The 20,554-nt window shown below is 60.8% G+C and carries 13 protein-coding genes; 10 read left to right on the top strand and 3 right to left on the bottom strand.

What is annotated here, in order from left to right:
• Positions 1 to 112: 112 nt before the first annotated feature.
• Positions 113 to 1,573: a D-alanyl-D-alanine carboxypeptidase/D-alanyl-D-alanine endopeptidase gene (gene dacB, locus AC1DKH_RS12410; protein ID WP_477752616.1), complete on the top strand. Its 1,461-nt coding sequence runs from the start codon at positions 113 to 115 to the stop codon at positions 1,571 to 1,573.
• A gap of 136 nt (positions 1,574 to 1,709) precedes the next feature.
• Here dacB and AC1DKH_RS12415 read toward each other — a convergent pair whose 3' ends face one another.
• Together AC1DKH_RS12415 and rlmKL are read right to left on the bottom strand one after the other, a co-directional pair.
• Positions 1,710 to 4,109 (bottom strand): sensor domain-containing diguanylate cyclase, encoded by a 2,400-nt coding sequence (locus tag AC1DKH_RS12415; protein ID WP_477798303.1) that lies wholly within the window; start codon positions 4,107 to 4,109, stop codon positions 1,710 to 1,712.
• 228 nt (positions 4,110 to 4,337) lie between these two features.
• The gene (rlmKL, locus tag AC1DKH_RS12420) at positions 4,338 to 6,608 is read right to left on the bottom strand and encodes a bifunctional 23S rRNA (guanine(2069)-N(7))-methyltransferase RlmK/23S rRNA (guanine(2445)-N(2))-methyltransferase RlmL (RefSeq protein ID WP_477798304.1); all 2,271 of its coding nucleotides are present in this window, start codon (positions 6,606 to 6,608) and stop codon (positions 4,338 to 4,340) included.
• A 529-nt stretch (positions 6,609 to 7,137) separates the two neighbouring features.
• On the opposite strand from rlmKL, the gene rmf reads away from it, so the two are divergent.
• Positions 7,138 to 7,353 carry a ribosome modulation factor gene (rmf, locus tag AC1DKH_RS12425; protein WP_150745412.1) on the top strand — a complete coding sequence of 72 codons (216 nt, stop codon included), beginning with the start codon at positions 7,138 to 7,140 and terminating at the stop codon, positions 7,351 to 7,353.
• 234 nt (positions 7,354 to 7,587) lie between these two features.
• Here the strand turns inward: rmf and AC1DKH_RS12430 are convergent, their stop codons facing one another.
• Complete coding sequence (locus tag AC1DKH_RS12430; RefSeq protein ID WP_477752612.1) at positions 7,588 to 8,607, bottom strand: quinone-dependent dihydroorotate dehydrogenase; 1,020 nt, start codon at positions 8,605 to 8,607, stop codon at positions 7,588 to 7,590.
• 228 nt (positions 8,608 to 8,835) lie between these two features.
• Between AC1DKH_RS12430 and AC1DKH_RS12435 the strand changes: the two genes are divergently transcribed.
• The 8 genes from AC1DKH_RS12435 to cobA all read left to right on the top strand — a co-directional run bounded on the left by AC1DKH_RS12435 (position 8,836) and on the right by cobA (position 20,546).
• Positions 8,836 to 10,047 (top strand): CmpA/NrtA family ABC transporter substrate-binding protein, encoded by a 1,212-nt coding sequence (locus tag AC1DKH_RS12435; protein ID WP_477752611.1) that lies wholly within the window; start codon positions 8,836 to 8,838, stop codon positions 10,045 to 10,047.
• 15 nt (positions 10,048 to 10,062) lie between these two features.
• Entirely contained in the window at positions 10,063 to 10,638 is a 576-nt protein-coding gene (locus AC1DKH_RS12440) for an ANTAR domain-containing response regulator (RefSeq protein WP_477798305.1), read from the top strand.
• 333 nt (positions 10,639 to 10,971) lie between these two features.
• Positions 10,972 to 12,183 (top strand): nitrate/nitrite transporter, encoded by a 1,212-nt coding sequence (locus AC1DKH_RS12445; RefSeq protein ID WP_477752610.1) that lies wholly within the window; start codon positions 10,972 to 10,974, stop codon positions 12,181 to 12,183.
• Between the two features lie 7 nt (positions 12,184 to 12,190).
• Positions 12,191 to 13,861, top strand: a complete 1,671-nt coding sequence (locus AC1DKH_RS12450; protein ID WP_477752609.1) for a bifunctional protein-serine/threonine kinase/phosphatase — start codon at positions 12,191 to 12,193, stop codon at positions 13,859 to 13,861.
• Positions 13,862 to 14,265: 404 nt separating this feature from the next.
• Positions 14,266 to 16,719, top strand: coding sequence for a nitrite reductase large subunit NirB (gene nirB / locus AC1DKH_RS12455; protein WP_477752608.1), 2,454 nt, complete (start codon positions 14,266 to 14,268; stop codon positions 16,717 to 16,719).
• Positions 16,716 to 17,033: a nitrite reductase small subunit NirD gene (nirD, locus tag AC1DKH_RS12460; RefSeq protein ID WP_046042889.1), complete on the top strand. Its 318-nt coding sequence runs from the start codon at positions 16,716 to 16,718 to the stop codon at positions 17,031 to 17,033. The genes nirB and nirD overlap by 4 nt, the downstream gene beginning before the upstream one ends.
• Positions 17,033 to 19,750, top strand: coding sequence for a nitrate reductase (locus AC1DKH_RS12465; protein WP_477798306.1), 2,718 nt, complete (start codon positions 17,033 to 17,035; stop codon positions 19,748 to 19,750). Before nirD ends, AC1DKH_RS12465 begins: the two co-directional genes overlap by 1 nt.
• 10 nt (positions 19,751 to 19,760) lie before the next feature.
• A complete protein-coding gene (gene cobA, locus AC1DKH_RS12470; RefSeq protein WP_477762391.1) occupies positions 19,761 to 20,546 on the top strand; it encodes a uroporphyrinogen-III C-methyltransferase in 786 nt (261 codons plus the stop codon).
• The last annotated feature ends 8 nt before the right edge of the window (positions 20,547 to 20,554 follow it).

A 20,554-nucleotide genomic window follows, 5' to 3' on the forward strand; every position in this document is an offset into this window, starting at 1 on the left:
CGGCCCAAGTGGTGACACCTTGGGGCATAATGCCGACACTTTCATGACCATTGAGGGAATTTATCTCCATGCCCTCACCTTATTTCCCCTCGGCTGTAGGGTTTTATTTCAGATGATCAAATCTTTGCGTCCATTGCTGTTGGCCGGTTTTCTTCTCCCACTGGCCCTCTCCGTTTCCGCCGCTCCAATCAATACCGCGTTGTCGCCCAACGTTGAAAAAGCCCTGAAAGCCAGCAAGTTGCAGGACAACGCCCTGTCGCTGGTGATGATCCCGCTCACCGGTCCCGGCACCCCGACGGTGTTCAATGCCGACGTGTCGGTCAACCCGGCGTCGACCATGAAACTGGTCACCACCTACGCGGCCCTGGAAATGCTCGGCCCGAACCACCAGTGGAAAACCGAGTTCTACACCGACGGCACCTTGAGTGGCGGCATTCTCAACGGCAACCTCTACCTCAAGGGTGGAGGCGATCCGAAGTTGAACATGGAAAAACTCTGGCTGCTGATGCGCGACCTGCGTGCCAACGGCGTGACCCAGGTCACCGGCGACCTGGTGCTGGATAAAACCTTCTTCGTACAACCGCAACTGCCGGAGTTCAATGACGACGGTAACGACGAGAACAAGCCGTTCCTGGTCAAACCTGACTCGCTGCTGGTCAACCTCAAGGCGCTGCGCTTTGTCGCACGCAATGATTCGGGCAAGGTGCTGGTCTCGGTTGAACCGCCGATTGCAACCATCCGCATCGACAATCAGGTCAAGGCCCTCAATTCCAAGCAATGCACTGGTGGCGTGCGTTACAACCCGGTGGCACAGACCGATGGCAGCGTGACCGTGACGGTCGGTGGCCAACTGGGTGAAGGCTGCAGCTCGCAGACCTACCTGTCGCTGCTCGACCACGCGACCTACACCGCTGGCGCCGTCCGCGCAATCTGGAAGGAACTGGGTGGCAGTATCCAGGGCAAGGATGTGCTGGCGCCTACACCGAAAGACGCCAAGGTCCTGGCCCGGGCGTTCTCGCCGGACCTGGCGGAAATCATCCGCGACATCAACAAGTACAGTAACAACACCATGGCCCAGCAGTTGTTCCTGAGCCTCGGTCAACGCTTCCGTACCGATGCCGATGGTGACGACGCCAAGGCCGCCCAGCGTGTCGTGCGTCAGTGGCTGGCGAAAAAGGGCATCACCGCGCCGCACCTGGTGATGGAGAACGGCTCCGGCCTGTCCCGTGCCGAGCGCGTCAGCGCCCGGGAAATGGCCTCGATGCTCGAAGCTGCGTGGCACAGCCCGTATGCCGCCGAGTACATCAGTTCGATGCCGATTGCCGGCACCGACGGCACCATGCGCAAACGCCTGAAGACCACTGCCATGCGCGGTGAAGCCCACGTCAAGACCGGCACCCTGAACACTGTGCGGGCGATTGCCGGTTTCAGTCGCGACGTCAACGGCAACACCTGGGCGGTGGTGGCGATCCTCAACGACAAGGCCCCGTTCGGCGCCTCTTCGGTGCTCGATCAGGTGCTGCTGGACCTGTACCGCCAACCGAAAATGCCGCAGACGGCTTCGGTGTTGTAACCGGACCTAAAGAACACAGTAGATCCACTGTGGGAGCGAGCTTGCTCGCGATGGCGGAGTGTCAGTCACATTAATACTGACTGGACTGTCGCTATCGCGAGCAAGCTCGCTCCCACAGGGGAAGTGGACAGCCCGGTTAATTCATCTCCTCCTCAACCCGATCCCTTCCCGCCTGCTTCGCCGCATACACCCCCGAATCCGCGCGCAACAGCAAGGCATCGGCGCCCTCCCCGACCCGCCAACTGGCAATCCCGAAACTGGCGGTGACCGTACCGACACCTTCAATGGGTGAACCGCGCAACCCTTGCCACAATTGCAGGGCCAACACGTAGGCATGTTCGCCGCTGATATCCGGGCACAGCACCATGAACTCCTCACCGCCCAGGCGGCAGAACACATCGGTGCGACGCAGCCGGTGACCGATCCGCTCGCACACTGCCTGCAGCACCCGATCACCGATGGCATGGCCATGCAGGTCATTGATGCGCTTGAAATGGTCGATATCGAGCATGATCACCGACAGATCCCCACCGCCGCGCTCCACCCGGGTCATTTCGGTGGTCAAGCGCTCCTGGAAATAGCGCCGGTTGTGGATACCGGTCAGCGAATCGGTGACCGACAACGCGCGCAACTCTTCCTCCACCCGCTTCATATCGGAAATGTCCGAGACGTAGCCGTGCCACAGCACGCCGCCACCGGGCAGCTCCTCCGGCGTGGCCTCGCCACGCACCCAACGCAGACCCCGTTGCGGCAATTGCACGCGGTATTCCTCGCGCCACGGGCTGAGGGTGTCGGCCGAGGCGCGAATCGAGGCGCGGACCCGGGTGGTGTCCTGGGGGTGAATCCGGGTGAAAATCGCCTCGGCATTTTGCAGCAGCACGTCAGGTTCCAGCTCGTAGATCTCGCGAATGCCGTCGCTGGCGTAGATCACGCTGAATCGCCCGTCGAACTCCATCTTGAACTGGTAGATGCCACCGGGCACGTGGGCGCTGAGTTTCTTCAACAACAGGTCCCGCGCCGCGAGTGCCTCGTGGACCCGTTTGCGTTCGGTGATGTCGATGCACACCGCCAGGTGCCCGACCCACAGGCCTTGTTCGTCGAGCACTGGCGTGGCGAGCATATTGACCATCAAATGGCTGCCATCGCCGCGCACCAGCGTCCACTCTCGCGCCTCGTGGTTGCCCTCCACCTCGCCTTCGACCAGCATCGCGTGGCAGGTTGGAACCGGCTTGCCATAGCGTGCGCTCAACTCCGCCGAACGAGCGACCAGTTCCCGGGGCAGGTGCAGGTTCTCCAGGGTCATGTGCCCCACCACCTCGGCGCTGGTATAGCCGAGCATCTGCTCGGCACCGGCGTTGAAGGTGCTAATGACGCCACGCAGGTCGGTGGCGATGATCGCAACCTGGGTAGCGGCATCCAGCACGCCACGCAACTGACCATGGGTACGACGCAGCTCCTGTTCTCGATCCCGCAGCTCCCGGGTGCGTTGCTCGACCAGTTTCAGCGCCCGTTGCCGCTGACTGACCAGCACATACAGCAAGGCACTGAGCAACACGCTGAGCAAACCACCCAACACCACCAGACTGGTCACGGAGGAATGGTTGGCCTGCAAGAACGCGTCGCTGGGCTGGATATCGACTTGATAGTCATGGTCGGCCATGCGCAACAGGCGTGTGGCGGACAACTCGCTGACAGCCGGCGGGTTGGCCGACTCGAACAGCACCTCGTGCTGCTCGTCGGTCGACAAATCGAGGATGCGCACCGAGAGATAGTCACGGCTCGCTTCCGGCAGTCCGTCCGCCAGCAACTGGCGCATGCTGATCACTGCCATGACATAACCGTAGGGTTTCGTGGCTTTGTGTTCCTGACTGTTATGTTGCGTGACCGGCGCGACCAGCAGCACGCCTCGCGCATAAGCCGGCTCGATACTCACCAGTTGCATCGGTTGCGACACCGCCATGCCACCACGCTGATCGGCCCGATCGAGCGTGGCACGCCGCAACGGCTGGGCCAGCAAGTCGTAACCGAGGGGAGAACCGAGTCTGCTTTGCGTCTGGCTATACAGGACCGCTACGTACTCATCTCGCTCGCCGGCCAGTTGCAATTGGCCGTCAGCGTTGAGTTCTCTCAGAGTGAAGCTGCTCAAGCCTTCGTCACGCACTCGCCCCTCAAACGCCGACCGCTCGTCACGAGTGATCCGTTCGGCATAGGAATAAGCCTGGGTTCGCAGGAGCAAAGGTTGGGTGTAGCCGTCGAACTCCGCTCGGGACACCGAATCGGAATTGGCGAAAAACCGGCGCAGGCCGTCGAGGCGCTGCTCCTGATCTTCGAAACGCTCTTCGATACGGCTGTAACGTTCACTGGCCAGCAGTTGGAAACGTTGCCGCAATTGATGGTGAAACAGATTAAGTGTCGACCACGCCAGCAACCCGGTGAGCACCCCGCCGACCAGCAATACCAGCAGCGCGACCAACCAGGCCGACGCATCTTCGCTGATAAAACCCAGGATCTTGGGGCGCACGGCGTGCAACGACATAGAACACAACTCAAAACGCCAGGTGCGGGAAAGCCCTTTGGCCTTGAGTTGAGTTATAGCTATTAGCCACTAATTTGACCAGCACTGATGGGATCCTGTAGGAGCAGCCGGTCGACGCTCGAGTGCTCGCGATGGTAGCAAGAGTACCGCGTGACTCCAGAAGGCACGCGGTATCGTTATCGACCATCGCGAGCAGAGCTCGCTCCTACAGTGAATCAACACAGCTATTTAGCGAGCCATGATTTTCCAGGCGCGATGGATCTTGGCGTTGCGGGAAAAATCCGGATCGATGGTCTGGGCAGTGATTTCCTCGACCGCATAACGCTCGCCGAGATTGGCTTCCAGTTCGAACTTGCGGAAGTTGTTGGAGAAGTACAACACGCCGCCGGGCGCCAGTCGCGCCATGGCCAGGTCGATCAGTTGCACCTGGTCGCGCTGCACGTCGAAGACACCTTCCATGCGTTTGGAGTTGGAGAACGTCGGCGGATCGATGAAGATCAGGTCGTACTCGTCACGACTGGCTTCGAGCCACGCCATCACATCGCCCTGCTCCAGGCGGTTCTTGTCGGAAAAACCGTTCAGCGACAGGTTGCGCCGCGCCCAGTCCAGATAGGTTTTCGACAGGTCGACACTGGTGGTGCTGCGCGCGCCGCCCTTGGCCGCATGCACACTGGCCGTCGCGGTGTAGCAGAACAGATTGAGGAAGCGTTTGCCCGCCGCCTCTTTCTGGATACGCATGCGCATCGGCCGATGGTCGAGGAACAGACCGGTGTCGAGGTAGTCGGTGAGGTTCACCAGCAGCTTCACGCCGCCCTCATTGACCTCGACGAACTTGCCCTGCGCCGCCTGGCGCTCGTACTGCCTGGTGCCGCTCTGACGCTCGCGGCGTTTTACCACCACGCGGCTCTTGTCGATGTTCAACGCCTGCGGGATGGCTGCCAGGGCATCGAACATGCGCCCCGAGGCCTTTTCCGGATCGATGGATTTCGGCGCGGCGTACTCCTGGACGTGGACCCAATCCTGATACAGGTCGATGGCCATGGAGTATTCCGGCATGTCGGCATCGTACACGCGGTAGCAGTCGATGCCTTCACGCTTGACCCACTTGCCCAGGGTCTTGAGGTTCTTTTGCAGGCGGTTGGCGAACATCTGCCCGCCTTCGCTCAGGCGCGGCTGCTCGACCACCGGAGCCGGTGTCGGCGTCGGTTTGATCGGGTTGCCGTTTTTGTTGAACTTGCGTTCTTGCGGTTCGTTCGGCGCCTGATCGTAAGCAGCTTGCTCACGCTCGACCTGGCGCTGTTCCGGAGTACGACGCTCGCCGGTGACGAACTGATCCGGCAGCACCTTGATCAGCAGCAACTTGCACGGCAAGGCGCCGTTCCAGAACGAATACTGCTTGTGGCTGCGGATCCCCATGCGCTTGCCCAGGTCCGGCGCACCGGTGAACACCGCCGCCTCCCAGTTCAGGCAGGCCTGACGCAGGCGCTCGCCGAGGTTCTGGTAGAGGTAGAGCAGGCTCGCCTCGTCACCCAGACGCTCGCCGTATGGAGGGTTGCAGATCACCAGGCCTTTCTGGTTCTGGTCCGGGCGCGGCTCGAAAGTCGCGACCTCACCCTGGTAGATTTTGATCCACTCGCTCAGGCCGGCACGCTCGACGTTGTTACGACCCGGTTGGATCAGCCGTGGATCGGCTTCATAGCCGCGAATCCACAATGGTGTTTTGGCCAGGCCGGCCGCTGCACGTTCGGAAGCTTCTTCGTGCAGTTTTTTCCACAGCGCCGGGACGTGACCGAGCCAGGCGGTGAAGCCCCACTGCTCGCGACGCAGGTTCGGCGCGATGTCGGCGGCGATCATCGCCGCTTCCACCAGGAAGGTACCGACACCGCACATCGGGTCGGCCAGCGCGCCGCCTTCGGCCGCGATACGTGGCCAGCCGGAACGGATCAGGATGGCGGCCGCGAGGTTTTCCTTCAGCGGTGCCGCGCCTTGCTGCAGGCGATAGCCGCGCTGGTGCAGGCTGTGGCCGGACAGGTCAAGGGACAGAATGGCTTCGCCACGGTCCAGGCGCAGGTGAATGCGCAGGTCCGGGTTGAGCTTGTCGATGGACGGACGGTCGCCTTGCGGAGTACGCAGCTTGTCGACGATGGCGTCCTTGACCTTCAGCGCACCGAAGTGAGTGTTGTCGATGCCCGAGCCATGACCGCTGAATTCGACGGCCAGGGTGCCGTCATTGAGCATGTGGTCTTGCCACTCGATGTCCAGCACGCCGTGGTACAGGTCTTCGGCGTCCTTCATCGGAAAACGCTTGAGCACCAGCAGCACGCGGTTGGCCAGGCGCGACCACAGGCACAGGCGATAAGCGGTTTCCATGGTGGCCATGCCGCGCACGGCAGAGGTGTGCTCCCGCGCTTCCTCAAGGCCAAGCCCGACGGCTTCCTCGATGAGCAGGCCTTCAAGGCCTTTTGGGCAAGTGAGGAAGAGTTCGAAACGATCGGACATGGGAATTCCAGAACCTTTAGCTGAGTGACCGGGCAACGCATTGCCGGTCCGGTTTTCAATCAGGCGCTTTTCTCGAAGAGCGCCCGCGTGGCACGAAGGTGTGCCGTTCCACCCCTGCTGCCCGGGTTAAATGAGCTTAGATGCAAGGACAGATAAAAAAGTTGATGCAACAAAATGTCATAAGTCGACCCTTCGTCGAATAGTGCTTCCCGGCAACGGGAGCCATTCTCACTAAAGGATTAAGCCCATCATCCAGCGCAGGGCCGATCATACCGGGGTTTGGCCAATAAATACGCTACAAACGCTCTGTTACTTATGGCGTTAGCACATGAACAGTTACGTCCTTATGACAAAACGATCATTCCCTCGATGTGACGCATTGGTTAGAACTCAATACAGGTTGGCGCTGCAATGACGCCAACACCTTGGCTCGTCACGCCGGCAACGAGCCCCCAACGGCAGAGTTTTCTGCCAGACCTCAATTGAGGTCGACGCGATAAATACAGTCAACAAGTGAGGGCAACACCCTATGAGAAGACTTAAGCGTGATCCGTTGGAAAGAGCATTTTTGCGCGGATATCAATATGGCGTTGGTGGTAAATCCCGTGAGCTTTGCCCCTTTACTCTACCGTCGGTACGTCAAGCCTGGATCAACGGCTGGCGAGAAGGACGCGGCGACAACTGGGACGGTATGACCGGCACTGCGGGAATCCACAAACTCAACGAACTTCACGCCGTCGGCTAATTACAGGGCACAACACTCCGACACGACAATCTGATTTTGTACCGAGTTAACCATGCGCGTCCCATCCGGACGGCGGGCTCCGGCCCAAGGGCTCCTTTAAAGGAGCCCTTTTTTATGCCCGGTACAAACCCAATTCCCTGTAGGAGCTGCCGAAGGCTGCGATCTTTTGATTTTGATTTTGATTTTTTAAGATCAAAAGATCGCAGCCTTCGGCAGCTCCTACGGGGACCGGGTTTATCTCAGGGCCGCGATTGCGTCTACCGACTCACGAATCAGCGCAGGGCCTTTGTAGATGAAGCCCGAGTAGATCTGCACCAGGCTCGCGCCTGCGGTGATTTTTTCTGCGGCGTGCTTGCCTTCGGTAATGCCGCCGGCAGCGATGATCGGCAGCCGACCACCCAGTTCCGATGCCAGCACTGTCACGGTGTGGGTGCTCTTGTCGCGAACCGGTGCGCCGGACAAACCACCGCCTTCGTCACCATGCTCCAAGCCTTCGACGCCTACGCGGCTCAGGGTGGTGTTAGTCGCAATCACGGCATCCATTCCGGTTTCGATCAGCGCTTGCGCAACCTGTGCGGTTTCTTCGTCGCTCATGTCCGGCGCGATCTTGATCGCCAGCGGTACATGTTTGCCATGACGCAATGCCAGTTCCGCGCGGCGCTCGGCCAGATCGGCCAGCAACTGCTTGAGCGAGTCGCCGAATTGCAGGCTGCGCAGGCCCGGCGTGTTCGGCGAACTGACGTTGACCGTCACATAGCTGGCGTGGGCGTAAACCTTGTCCAGGCAGATCAGGTAGTCGTCCACGGCACGCTCGACCGGCGTATCGAAGTTCTTGCCAATGTTGATGCCCAGCACGCCCTTGTACTTGGCCGCTGCCACGCGAGCCAGCAAGTGATCGACGCCGAGGTTGTTGAAACCCATGCGATTGATGATCGCCTCGGCTTCCGGCAAACGGAACAGGCGTGGCTTCGGGTTGCCCGGCTGCGGACGCGGCGTGATGGTGCCGATTTCGACAAAACCGAAACCCAGTTGGGCGAAACCATCGATGGCCGCACCGTTCTTGTCCAGACCGGCGGCCAGTCCCACCGGATTCGGGAAGTCCAGGCCCATGACATTCACCGGCATCTTCGCCGGGGCCTTGCACAGCAAGCCGTTGAGCCCAAGACGCCCGCCCGCGCCGATCAGGTCCAGGGACAGATCGTGGGAGGTTTCCGGGGAGAGTTTGAACAACAGCTGACGGGCCAGGGTGTACATGGGCGGATTTGACTCGATTGGCGGCGAATTGAGGCGGCGATTATAGCCGGGCAACGGGGTGGCAAGCGAGGCGCGTAATCAAATCAACAGATAATGGCATATGCCTTGCACCACTCTGGGCACCAGCACCCATGCCAACGACCGAATGTGTGCAAAGACAATGGCGTCGTCCCCGGCCTGCTCACGCAAGAACTCGGGACGACGTTTTTTTTGCAAGGTGAACACGCGATGAACGAAACGTCAGCCGACCCTCTGGCCTGGGTCAATGGCAGCGATGCCCCGGAAAAAACCGAAATCAATCTCGGCTTCATGGCCCTGAGCGACTGCGCCTCGGTGGTGGTCGCCGCCACCCAGGGCTTCGCCCAACCCCACGGCTTGACCCTGAACCTCAAGCGTCAGTCGTCCTGGGCCAACCTGCGGGACAAACTGGTCAGCGGTGAACTCGATGCCGCCCACAGCCTCTACGGTCTGATTTATGCCGTACACCTGGGCATCGGTGGCGTGGCCGCGACCGACATGGCTGTGTTGATGGGCCTGAATCAGAACGGCCAGAGCATCAACCTGTCCCGCGGCTTGCAGGCGCTTGGAGTGACCAGTCCTGAAGCACTGGATCGGCACGTGCACCAAACTCGCTCAAAACTCACCTTCGCCCAGACGTTTCCAACCGGCACCCACGCCATGTGGTTGTATTACTGGCTCGCCAGCCAGGGCATTCACCCATTGCAGGATGTCGACAGCGTGGTGGTGCCGCCACCGCAAATGGTCGCGCACCTGCGAGCCGGGCGTATCGACGGGTTCTGCGTCGGCGAACCCTGGTCCGCCAGCGCCGTGCAACAGGACCTCGGCTTCACCCTGGCCACGACCCAGACCCTCTGGCCCGATCATCCGGAAAAAGTCCTCGGCTGCACCCGCGCGTTCGTCGAGCAATACCCCAATACTGCCCGGGCGTTGGTGATGGCGGTTCTGGAGGCCAGCCGTTTCATCGAAGAAAGCACCGAGAATCGCCGCAGTACCGCACAATTGCTCAGTGCCGATCAGTACCTTGACGCGCCACTGGACTGTATCGAACCGCGCCTGCTGGGCGAATACGCCGACGGCCTTGGCCATCGCTGGCAAGACCCGCACGCACTGCGCTTGCACGGGGATGGCGAGGTCAACCTGCCGTACCTGTCCGACGGCATGTGGTTCATGACCCAGTTCCGCCGCTGGGGCTTGTTGCGCGATGACCCGGACTATCTCGCTGTGGCCCGGCAGGTCCAGCAACTGGACCTCTACCGTGAGGCCGCCAGTGCCGTCGGCGTCGCCTCACCAGCTGAGGAAATGCGCAGCAGCCAGTTGATCGACGGCAAGATCTGGGACGGCTCGGACCCGGCCGGTTACGCCCGTAGTTTCAAACTGCACGCCATGAGCGACAGCTCCCATCGATCCGCCAGCCGCTGACAGGAGACCACGAACATGCTGCGTATCCTGCTGATCAACGACACCGCCAAGAAAGTCGGACGCCTGAAGGCCGCCTTGACCGAAGCCGGATTTGAAGTGATCGATGAATCCGGCCTGACCATCGACCTGCCCGAACGCGTCGAAACGGTGCGTCCGGATGTGATTCTGATCGATACCGAGTCACCGGGTCGCGATGTCATAGAACAAGTGGTGCTGGTGACTCGCGACCAGCCACGACCGATAGTGATGTTCACCGACGAACACGACCCCGGTGTGATGCGACAGGCGATCAAGTCCGGAGTCAGTGCCTACATCGTCGAAGGCATTCACGCACAACGCCTGCAGCCGATTCTCGATGTGGCCATGGCACGCTTCGAAAGCGATCAGGCCTTGCGTGCCCAGTTGCAAGCCCGCGACCAGCAACTGGCCGAGCGCAAGCGCATCGAACTGGCCAAGGGGCTGCTGATGAAAATGAAGGACTGCAACGAGGAAGAGGCCTACACGCTGATGCGCCGCCAGGCGATGAGCCGACAGCAGAAGCTGATTCAAGTGGCGGAGCAGATTATTGCCATGAGCGAATTATTGGGTTGAACAACAAAAGATCGCAGCCTTCGGCAGCTCCTACAGGGGAATGTATGCACCCCGCAGGAGCTGCCGAAGGCTCGGGCCGCGTTCGGACGATCTTTTTTGCTTTACGCACATTTCCGATATGGCACAGATCTGGCTAGGTAATCACCACAGGTAACCAACGGCGGTTGCCCCACCTACGACAAAGACGTCGCGCACCTCATTTGCCCCTGGCGAATCGGGTGGCGGCGTTTTTTCGTTTTGGCCCCACAGCACGGGGCCGGTGGTGCGGCCGTATCGGCGCCCCACCTGCAAGCTCATGACTCCTTTCGAGACTCTTCACAGCTGAGGTGCGCAATGAATTCAAGCTTCTGGAAATCCGGCCATACACCCACATTGTTCGCAGCCTTCCTCTATTTCGACCTGAGTTTCATGGTCTGGTACCTGCTCGGTCCTTTGGCGGTACAGATCGCTGCCGACCTGCACCTGACGACGCAGCAACGGGGACTGGTGGTTGCCACGCCGATTCTGGCCGGGGCTGTATTGCGCTTTGCGATGGGCCTGCTGGCTGATCGCCTGTCGCCAAAAACCGCCGGGATAATCGGCCAGGTGATCGTCATCTGCGCCCTGTTCGTCGCCTGGAAAGTCGGCATTCACAGTTACGAGCAAGCGCTGTTGCTGGGCCTGTTCCTCGGCATGGCCGGTGCGTCCTTCGCCGTCGCCCTGCCGCTGGCCTCGCAATGGTATCCGCCCCAGCACCAAGGCAAAGCCATGGGCATCGCCGGTGCCGGCAACTCGGGCACTGTGCTCGCCGCACTGATTGCCCCGGTACTGGCCGCCATGTTTGGCTGGAGCAACGTGTTCGGCTTCGCCCTGATCCCGCTGATCCTGACCTTGATCGTCTTCGCCTGGCTGGCCAAAAATGCACCCGAGCGCCCGAAAGCCAAGTCTGTGTCTGACTATTTCAAGGCCCTGGGTGACCGCGACAGCTGGTGGTTCATGTTTTTCTACAGCGTGACCTTCGGTGGTTTTATCGGTCTGGCCAGTGCCCTGCCCGGCTACTTCAACGACCAATACGGCCTGAGCCCGGTGACCGCCGGCTACTACACTGCTGCATGTGTGTTCGGTGGCAGCCTGATGCGTCCTCTGGGCGGCGCGCTGGCGGATCGCTTTGGCGGGATTCGTACCTTGCTGGCGATGTACACCGTGGCGGCGATCTGCATTGCGACAGTGGGTTTCAATCTGCCGAGTTCCTACGCCGCACTGGCGCTTTTCGTCTGCACCATGCTAGGTCTGGGCGCAGGCAATGGCGCGGTATTCCAGTTGGTGCCCCAGCGTTTTCGCCGGGAAATCGGCGTGATGACCGGCCTGATCGGCATGGCCGGCGGCATCGGTGGCTTCGCACTGGCCGCCGGCATGGGCGCGATCAAACAAAGCACCGGCAGCTATCAACTGGCCTTGTGGTTGTTCGCAAGCCTCGGTGTACTTGCCTGGTTCGGTCTGCACGGTGTGAAACGTCGCTGGAGAACCACTTGGGGTTCGGCCGCCGTCACCGCAGCACGGGTGTGAGGACTGAATGAGCCTGCAACTGAGCTTCGCCGAACACAGCGCCATCGGCCCCCGCGAGGAGAACCAGGACGCTCTGCGCCTGGTCACTCCGGCCCCGGCGCTGGCGGCGAGCAAGGGTTACCTGTTCGCCATCGCCGACGGCGTCAGCCAATGCGCCGATGGCGGTCTCGCGGCCCGTTCGACCTTGCAGGCCCTGGCGCTGGACTACTACGCCACCCCGGAAACCTGGGGCGTCGCCCAGGCATTGGACCGTCTGTTACTGGCGCAAAATCGCTGGTTGCAGGCGAACGGTGGCGGGCAACCGCTGCTGACCACTGTCAGTGCCTTGGTGATGCGTGGCCGGCGTTTCACCCTGGCGCATGTCGGCGATTGCCGGGTTTATCGCTGGCACGCCGACACGCTGCAACGGGTGAGTGAGGATCACGTCTGGGACCAGCCGGGCATGCAGCATGTGCTCAAACGGGCCTTGGGACTGGATCAACACCTGGTGCTGGACTTTCTCGATGGCGAACTACGGCTGAATGAGAGTTTCGTGCTGCTCAGCGACGGCATCTGGGCCGTGCTGGGCGACACCGCCATTGCGGGCATTTTGCGCGATCAACCTGACCTGAACAGTGCCGCGCAGACCCTGGTCAGCGCTGCGCATCTGGCCGGCAGCCAGGACAACGCCAGCGCCCTGCTGGTGCGGGTCGATGCCCTCGGTGAAACCAGCATTGGCGATGCACTGATTCATCTGCAGCAATGGCCACTCCCGCCCGCGCTGAAGCCAGGCCAGCCTTTCGAAGGCTGGCAGGTCGAAGGGATCCTCGGCCAGAGCCAGCAATCGCTGCTCTACCGGGTGCGCGACGCACAACAACAGCCCTGGCTGCTGAAAACCTTGCCCAGTGCGCTACGTGACGATCACCAGGCCGGGCAGGCGTTGTTGTCGGAGGAATGGTTTCTCAAGCGTGTGGCCGGGCGGCATTTTCCTGAAGTCCATGCCGCCAGTCAGCGTCAGCATTTGTACTACGTGATGCGGGAATATTCCGGGTCGACCTTGGCTGAGCTGCATGAGCATGTCGCAACGCTGCCATTGGCTCAATGGCTGGACCTGGCCGAACGCCTGCTGCGAGCTATCGGCATCTTGCATCGACGGCAAATTCTGCATCGCGATATCAAACCGGAGAACCTGCTGCTAGGGGACGACGGCGAGTTGCGCCTGCTGGATTTCGGCCTCGCCTATTGTCCCGGGCTGTCCGAAGATCAAGCTTGCGCCCTGCCCGGAACGCCCAGCTATATCGCGCCGGAAGCCTTTCGAGGTGACCCTCCTACACCACAACAGGATTTGTATGCAGTCGGCGTGACCTTGTATTACCTGCTGACCGGGCATTATCCCTACGGCGAAATCGAAGCGTTCCAACGCCCTCGGTTTGGTGTGCCTGTCAGCGCCAGTCGTTACCGGCCCGACCTGCCGGAATGGATCGCGCAAAGCCTGGAGCGCGCAGTGGCGGCGGCTCCAGATCAGCGCTTTGAAACAGCGGAAGAATGGTTGTTGCTACTGGAACAGGGAGAACGACGCAGTTTGAGCGTGCGCCCCAGACCGTTGCTGGAGCGCGAACCGCTGAAAGTCTGGCGGACGTTGGCGCTGGTGTCGTTGCTGGTGAATCTGGTGCTACTGTTTTTGCTGTTTCATGGTTGAGCTGTTTATTGACCCCAAAAGATCAAAAGATCGCAGCCTGCACCAGCTCTTACGGGTGGCCCACGATCCCCTGTAGGAGCTGGCGCAGCCTGCGATCTTTTGATCTTTCTGCTTCAAAACCGGGCATAGCGCATTGAACCGGTGCACGCAAACACCCTCCTTCCACGGTGAGAGCCCATAAATTCGGCATTTGGGCAACTTGGCACAACCGCTGCATTACCTTTTCCAACATACATAAAGCCCAGCCTTCAACGTAGAAAGCTGCGCTGCCCGAGAGAACGGGACAAGGACAAAGGCGTCCTCGCTAGTTAACTGGCGAGACGCCTTTTTTTGTTTGCGCAAAATTTTGTCGAGCAAGGCCTGAATGCCCTGATGAGGCAGGCCCGAGCTCCCCGGAGAACCTGATGAAAAAACTAAAACTGGTGATGATCGGCAACGGCATGGCCGGGGTTCGCACCCTGGAAGAACTGCTCAAGCTGAGTAATGAGCTGTACGACATCACGGTCTTCGGCGCCGAACCCCATACCAACTACAACCGCATCCTGCTGTCGCCCGTACTGGCCGGCGAACAGACCTTCGAAGAGATCGTGCTCAACGACCTGGACTGGTACCTGGAAAACAACATCAAGCTGCTGCTCAACCGCAAGGTGGTGGAGATCGACCGGGTCAAGCGCCGGGTCATTGCCGAAGACGGCAGCGAAGCCGAATACGATCGCCTGCTCATCGCCACCGGCTCAACGCCTTTCATCCTGCCCATTCCCGGCAACACCCTTGAGGGCGTGATCGGCTACCGCGACATCGCCGACACCCAGGCCATGATCGACACCGCGAAAACCCACCGCCACGCCGTAGTGATCGGTGGCGGCCTGCTCGGTCTGGAGGCTGCCAACGGCCTGATGCTGCGGGGCATGCACGTGACCGTGGTGCATATCGGTGAGTGGTTGCTGGAGCGGCAGCTGGACAAGACCAGCGGCCAACTGCTGCAAACCGCCCTGGAGTCTCGCGGCCTGCATTTCCGTCTGTGCGAGCAGACCCAGGCCCTGCACGACGCAGGCAATGGCCGGGTCGGTTCGGTGCAATTCAAGAACGGCGACATCATCCCCGCTGACCTGGTAGTGATGGCCGCCGGCATTCGCCCCAATACCGAACTGGCGGAGAAATCCGGCATTCCGTGCAGCCGCGGGATTCTGGTCAACGACACCCTGCAAACCTACGACCCACGGATCTATGCCATCGGCGAGTGTGCCAGCCACCGCGGCATCGCCTATGGTTTGGTGGCGCCGCTGTTCGAACAGGCCAAAGTCTGCGCCAACCACCTGGCCCAACTGGGTTTTGCCACCTACAAGGGTTCGGTGACCTCGACCAAATTGAAGGTTACCGGTATCGACCTGTTCTCCGCCGGCGACTTCATGGGCGGTGAAGGCACCGAGACCATCACCCTCTCGGACCCGATTGGCGGCGTCTACAAGAAACTGGTGATCAAGGATGACGTGCTGGTCGGCGCCTGTCTGTACGGCGATACGGCGGATGGCGGATGGTATTTCCGGCAGATCCGCGAGAATCACGCCATCGACGAGATCCGCGATCACTTGATGTTCGGTGAAAATGCACTGGGCGACGTAGGACATCAGGGCCAGGACAAAGCCATGAGCATGGCCGACACGGCCGAAGTCTGCGGCTGCAACGGTGTGTGCAAAGGCACCATCGTCAAGGCCATTCAGGAACATGGGCTATTCAGTGTCGACGACGTCAAGAAACACACCAAGGCTGCCAGCTCCTGCGGCTCCTGCGCCGGCCTCGTCGAACAGATCCTGATCAACACCGTGGGCGGCGCCGCGGACGTCAAACCAAAAAGCGAAAAGGCCATCTGCGGCTGCAGCGACCTCAATCACGGGCAAATCCGCCAGGCCATCCGCGAGCAGCACCTGCTGACCATCGCCGGCACCATGAGCTACCTGAACTGGCGCACACCCAACGGCTGCGCCACCTGCCGGCCGGCGCTCAACTACTACCTGATTTCCACCTGGCCAGGGGAAGCCAGGGACGACCCGCAATCGCGCCTGATCAACGAAAGGGCTCACGCCAACATTCAGAAAGACGGCACTTACTCTGTAGTCCCGAGGATGTGGGGCGGTGTGACCAATCCTTCGGAACTGCGGCGCATTGCCGATGTTGCCGACAAGTACAACGTGCCGATGGTCAAAGTCACCGGTGGTCAGCGCATCGACTTGCTAGGCATCCGCAAGCAAGACCTGCCGGGGGTATGGAAAGACCTGGACATGCCGTCCGGCCACGCCTACGGCAAATCCATCCGCACGGTGAAAACCTGCGTCGGCAGCGAGTTCTGCCGCTTTGGCACCCAGAACTCAACACAGTTGGGTATCGAACTGGAACATGACCTGTTCAACATGTGGTCACCGCACAAGGTGAAACTGGCTGTCTCCGGTTGCCCGCGCAACTGCTCGGAAGCCGGCATCAAGGATGTGGGAATTATCGGCGTGGACTCCGGCTGGGAGATGTACATCGGTGGCAACGGCGGGATCAAGACCGAAGTCGCGGAATTCTTCGTCAAACTGAAAACAGCTGAAGAAGTCCGCGAATACAACGGTGCGTTCCTGCAGCTCTATCGCGAAGAAGCCTTCTACCTCGAACGCACCGTGCACTACCTGCAACGGGTCGGCATGGAACACATCAAGAAAGCCGTGCTGGAAGATCCGGAGCGTCGCAAAGCGCTCAACGATCGCCTGCAATTCTCCCTGTCGTTCGAACAGGACCCGTGGAAGGAGCGCCTGGAACAGCCCCTGCTGAAAAAAGAATTCGACGTCATCCCCGTGAAAAACCTGGAGGTGCTGGCATGAACTGGCTGGATATCTGCGCACTGGAAGAGATCAATGCCCTGGGCTCGCGGATCATCGCCGGGCCAAAGGGAGACATCGCAATTTTTCGTACCAGCGACGACGAAGTGTTCGCCCTCGACGACCGCTGCCCGCACAAGGGCGGCCCGTTGTCCCAAGGTCTGGTCTACGGCAAGCGGGTGGCCTGCCCGTTGCACAACTGGCAAATCGACCTGGAAAGCGGCGAAGCCCTGGCCCCGGACATCGGCTGTGCCCATCACCATCTCGCCCGGGTGGAAAATGGCCGGGTGATGCTGGCCCTGCGGGATGCAGGCTGATGGACCGCCAGATCACTGCGTCCACCTGCTGTTACTGCGGAGTCGGTTGCGGGGTGCTGATCGAACATGACGGTTCACACATCCTCGGCGTCAGCGGCGATCCGGCGCACCCGGCCAATTTCGGCAAACTGTGCAGCAAGGGCTCGACCCTGCACCTGACCGGCGACGAGACCGCGCGGGCGCTGTACCCCGAACTGCGCCTCGGCAAAGGCCTGGCCCGCCACCGCACCGACTGGGATACCGCCCTCGATCACGCCGCCAGCGTTTTTGCCGCGACCATTGCCGAACATGGCCCGGACAGCGTGGCGTTTTACATTTCCGGGCAACTGTTGACCGAGGACTACTACGCCTTCAACAAGCTGGCACGTGCCCTGGTGGGTACCAACAACATCGACAGCAATTCGCGGCTGTGCATGTCCTCGGCGGTGGTCGGCTACAAGCGCAGCCTGGGTGCCGACGCGCCGCCCTGCAGCTACGAAGACCTGGAATTGAGCGATTGCGTAATGATCGTGGGCAGCAACATGGCCTACGCCCATCCGGTGCTGTTCCGTCGGCTGGAAGAGGCCAAAGTCCGCCGGCCGCAGATGAAGGTCATCGTCATTGACCCACGTCGTACAGACACCTGCGATCTGGCTGATCTGCACCTGCCGATCTTGCCGGGCACCGATGTCGCTTTATTCCATGGGATTTTGCATTTGCTGCTGTGGGAAGACTGGATCGATCGTGACTTCATCAAGGACCATACCGAAGGCTTGCCCGAGCTGAAGAAACTGGTGCGCGATTACACACCGCAGATGGTGTCGCAGCTGTGCGGAATCAGCGTTGAGCAACTGCAGCAATGCACTGAATGGGTCGGTACTTCACCGTCTTTCCTGTCGTTGTGGTGCATGGGGTTGAACCAGTCCACCGCTGGCAGCGCGAAAAACAGTGCACTGATCAATCTGCACCTGGCCACCGGGCAAATTGGTCGCCCGGGTGCAGGACCTTTCTCGTTGACCGGTCAGCCGAATGCCATGGGTGGGCGGGAAACCGGTAGCCTGTCTAACCTGCTGCCGGGTCATCGTGACGCAGCCAACCCTGAGCACCGTGCCGATGTGGCCGCTTACTGGGGCGTTGATCAACTGCCTGAAAACCCGGGGCTGACTGCCATCGAGTTGTTTGAGCAGGTGGGCAACGGAAAGATCAAAGCCTTGTGGATCGCCTGCACCAACCCCGCGCAATCTCTACCCGATCAGACTGCCGTGCGCGCGGCACTGCAAGCCTGCCCATTCGTGGTCTTGCAGGAGGCCTTTCGCACCACTGAAACCGCCAGGTTTGCCGACCTGTTGTTGCCCGCCGCCAGTTGGGGCGAAAAGGACGGCACGGTGACCAACTCCGAACGGCGTATTTCCCACGTCCGCCGCGCGATCGCCGCACCAGGTGAAGCGCGTCCGGACTGGGCGATCACGGTGGATTTCGCACAGCGCCTGGAGAAACATCTGCGTCCGGAAGCGACCAGCCTGTTTGCCTTTGAAACCCCGGCACAGGTCTTCGACGAATACAAACAGCTGACGCGTGGCCGGGATCTGGATTTGTCCGGGATCAGCCACGGGTTGATCGACAAAATCGGCCCGCAACAATGGCCCTTTCCTACGGGGTCCAGCGCAGGCACCGCCCGCCTCTATCTCGACGGCATTTTCCCGACTTCCAGCGGACGCGCGCAGTTCGTGGCCGATCCCTATCGCGCCGCCAAGGAACAACGTGAGGCGCGTTTCCCGCTAACGCTGATCACCGGTCGTCTGCGCGATCAATGGCACGGCATGAGCCGCACCGGCACCGCCGCGCAGTTGTTCGGTCATGTCAGTGAAGCCGTATTGAGCCTGCACCCGGATGAGCTGCGCCGGCATCGCCTGCAAACCGGCGATTTGATCAGCCTGAAAAGCCGCCGCGGCGCGGTGATCTTGCCGGTCGCCAGTGACGATAGCGTGCGTCCGGGCCAAGCCTTCTTGCCGATGCATTTTGGTGACCGTTTCCTCAAGGGGGGCGTGAACAGCCTCACCCTGCCCGCCTTCGACCCGTTGTCGAAACAACCGGAACTCAAACACAGCGGCGTGCGCCTGGAACCGGTGCATTTACCTTGGCACCTTTTTGCGCTGATAGAGGGCGATGTCCAACAACACTTTGAGACTCTGCGCCCCCTCTGCGAGGCGTTTTCCTACGTCAGCCTCAGTTTGACCGGTCGTGAGCGCCCTGCGCTGCTTATACGCGCTGCCAGCGCCACGGCGCCAGATCCGCAACTGCTGCGCGATATCGATCAATGCCTGGGGCTAAACGATGGACCGGTCCTGGCCTACGACGATCCACGACGCTCCATCGGTAAGCGGGTGCGGATCGAGAACGGCCGGATCACAGCGATCCGCTTGGCGGGTGAAACCCTCGCCCGGCACTGGCTGCAAAACCTCTGGCTCGAAGGTCGCTCCGATGAACAACTACGGCGCTGGCTGCTCGCGCCACTGAGTGCCCCACCGGGCCAGGTTGACGCCGAAGCGATCGGCAACAAAACCCTGTGCAACTGCAAAAACGTCAGCCAAAACGCGGTCTGCGCTGGCATCCGCCGCGGCCTGGACTTGCCGGGTTTGAAACAAGAATTGGGTTGCGGCACGCAATGCGGCTCCTGCGTCCCGGAAATCAAGCGTTTGCTGGCCGCCACCGCGCAGCCGCAAGCCGCCATCTCGTGAGGAAAACACTATGAGCGCAAAAGTCTGGCTGGTGGGTGCAGGTCCCGGTGATCCTGAATTACTGACCCTCAAAGCTGTTCGGGCGTTGAGAGAAGCGGATGTAGTGCTGATCGACGATCTGGTCAACGACGTGGTGCTGGAGCACTGTCCCGGCGCGCGGATAATTCCGGTGGGCAAGCGCGGCGGCTGTCGTTCAACGCCGCAAGCCTTTATCCATCGCCTGATGTTGCGTTATGCCCGTCAGGGCAAATGCGTGGTGCGCCTCAAGGGTGGCGACCCGTGCATCTTCGGGCGTGGCGGTGAAGAAGCGCAGTGGTTGCGTGAGCGTGGTGTCGAGGTTGAACTGGTCAATGGCATCACCGCCGGCCTGGCGGGCGCGACGCAATGCGATATTCCATTGACCCTGCGCGGCGTGGCACGAGGGGTGACTCTGGTGACCGCCCACACTCAGGATGACAGCAGCCTGAACTGGCAAGCGCTGGCCCAAGGCGGCACGACACTGGTGATCTACATGGGGGTGGCGAAGCTCAGCGAGATCCGTGAGCAACTGCTGGCCGGGGCAATGGCGGCAGATACGCCGGTGGCAATGATTGAAAATGCATCGTTGCCGCATCAACGGGAATGTCGAAGCAGCCTGATGGCAATGGAGGAGGATGCCTGTGCTTTCGAGTTGAAAAGCCCGGCAATCCTGGTGATTGGCGCAGTCGCAGCCAACGCCATCTCCTCCTGTGGGAGCGAGCCTGCTCGCGAAGAGGTTCTGTCCGTCGACATCAATGTTGGATATCAACGCGCCTGACGCGTCCC

Source organism: Pseudomonas sp. 05L36, from assembly GCF_056398125.1.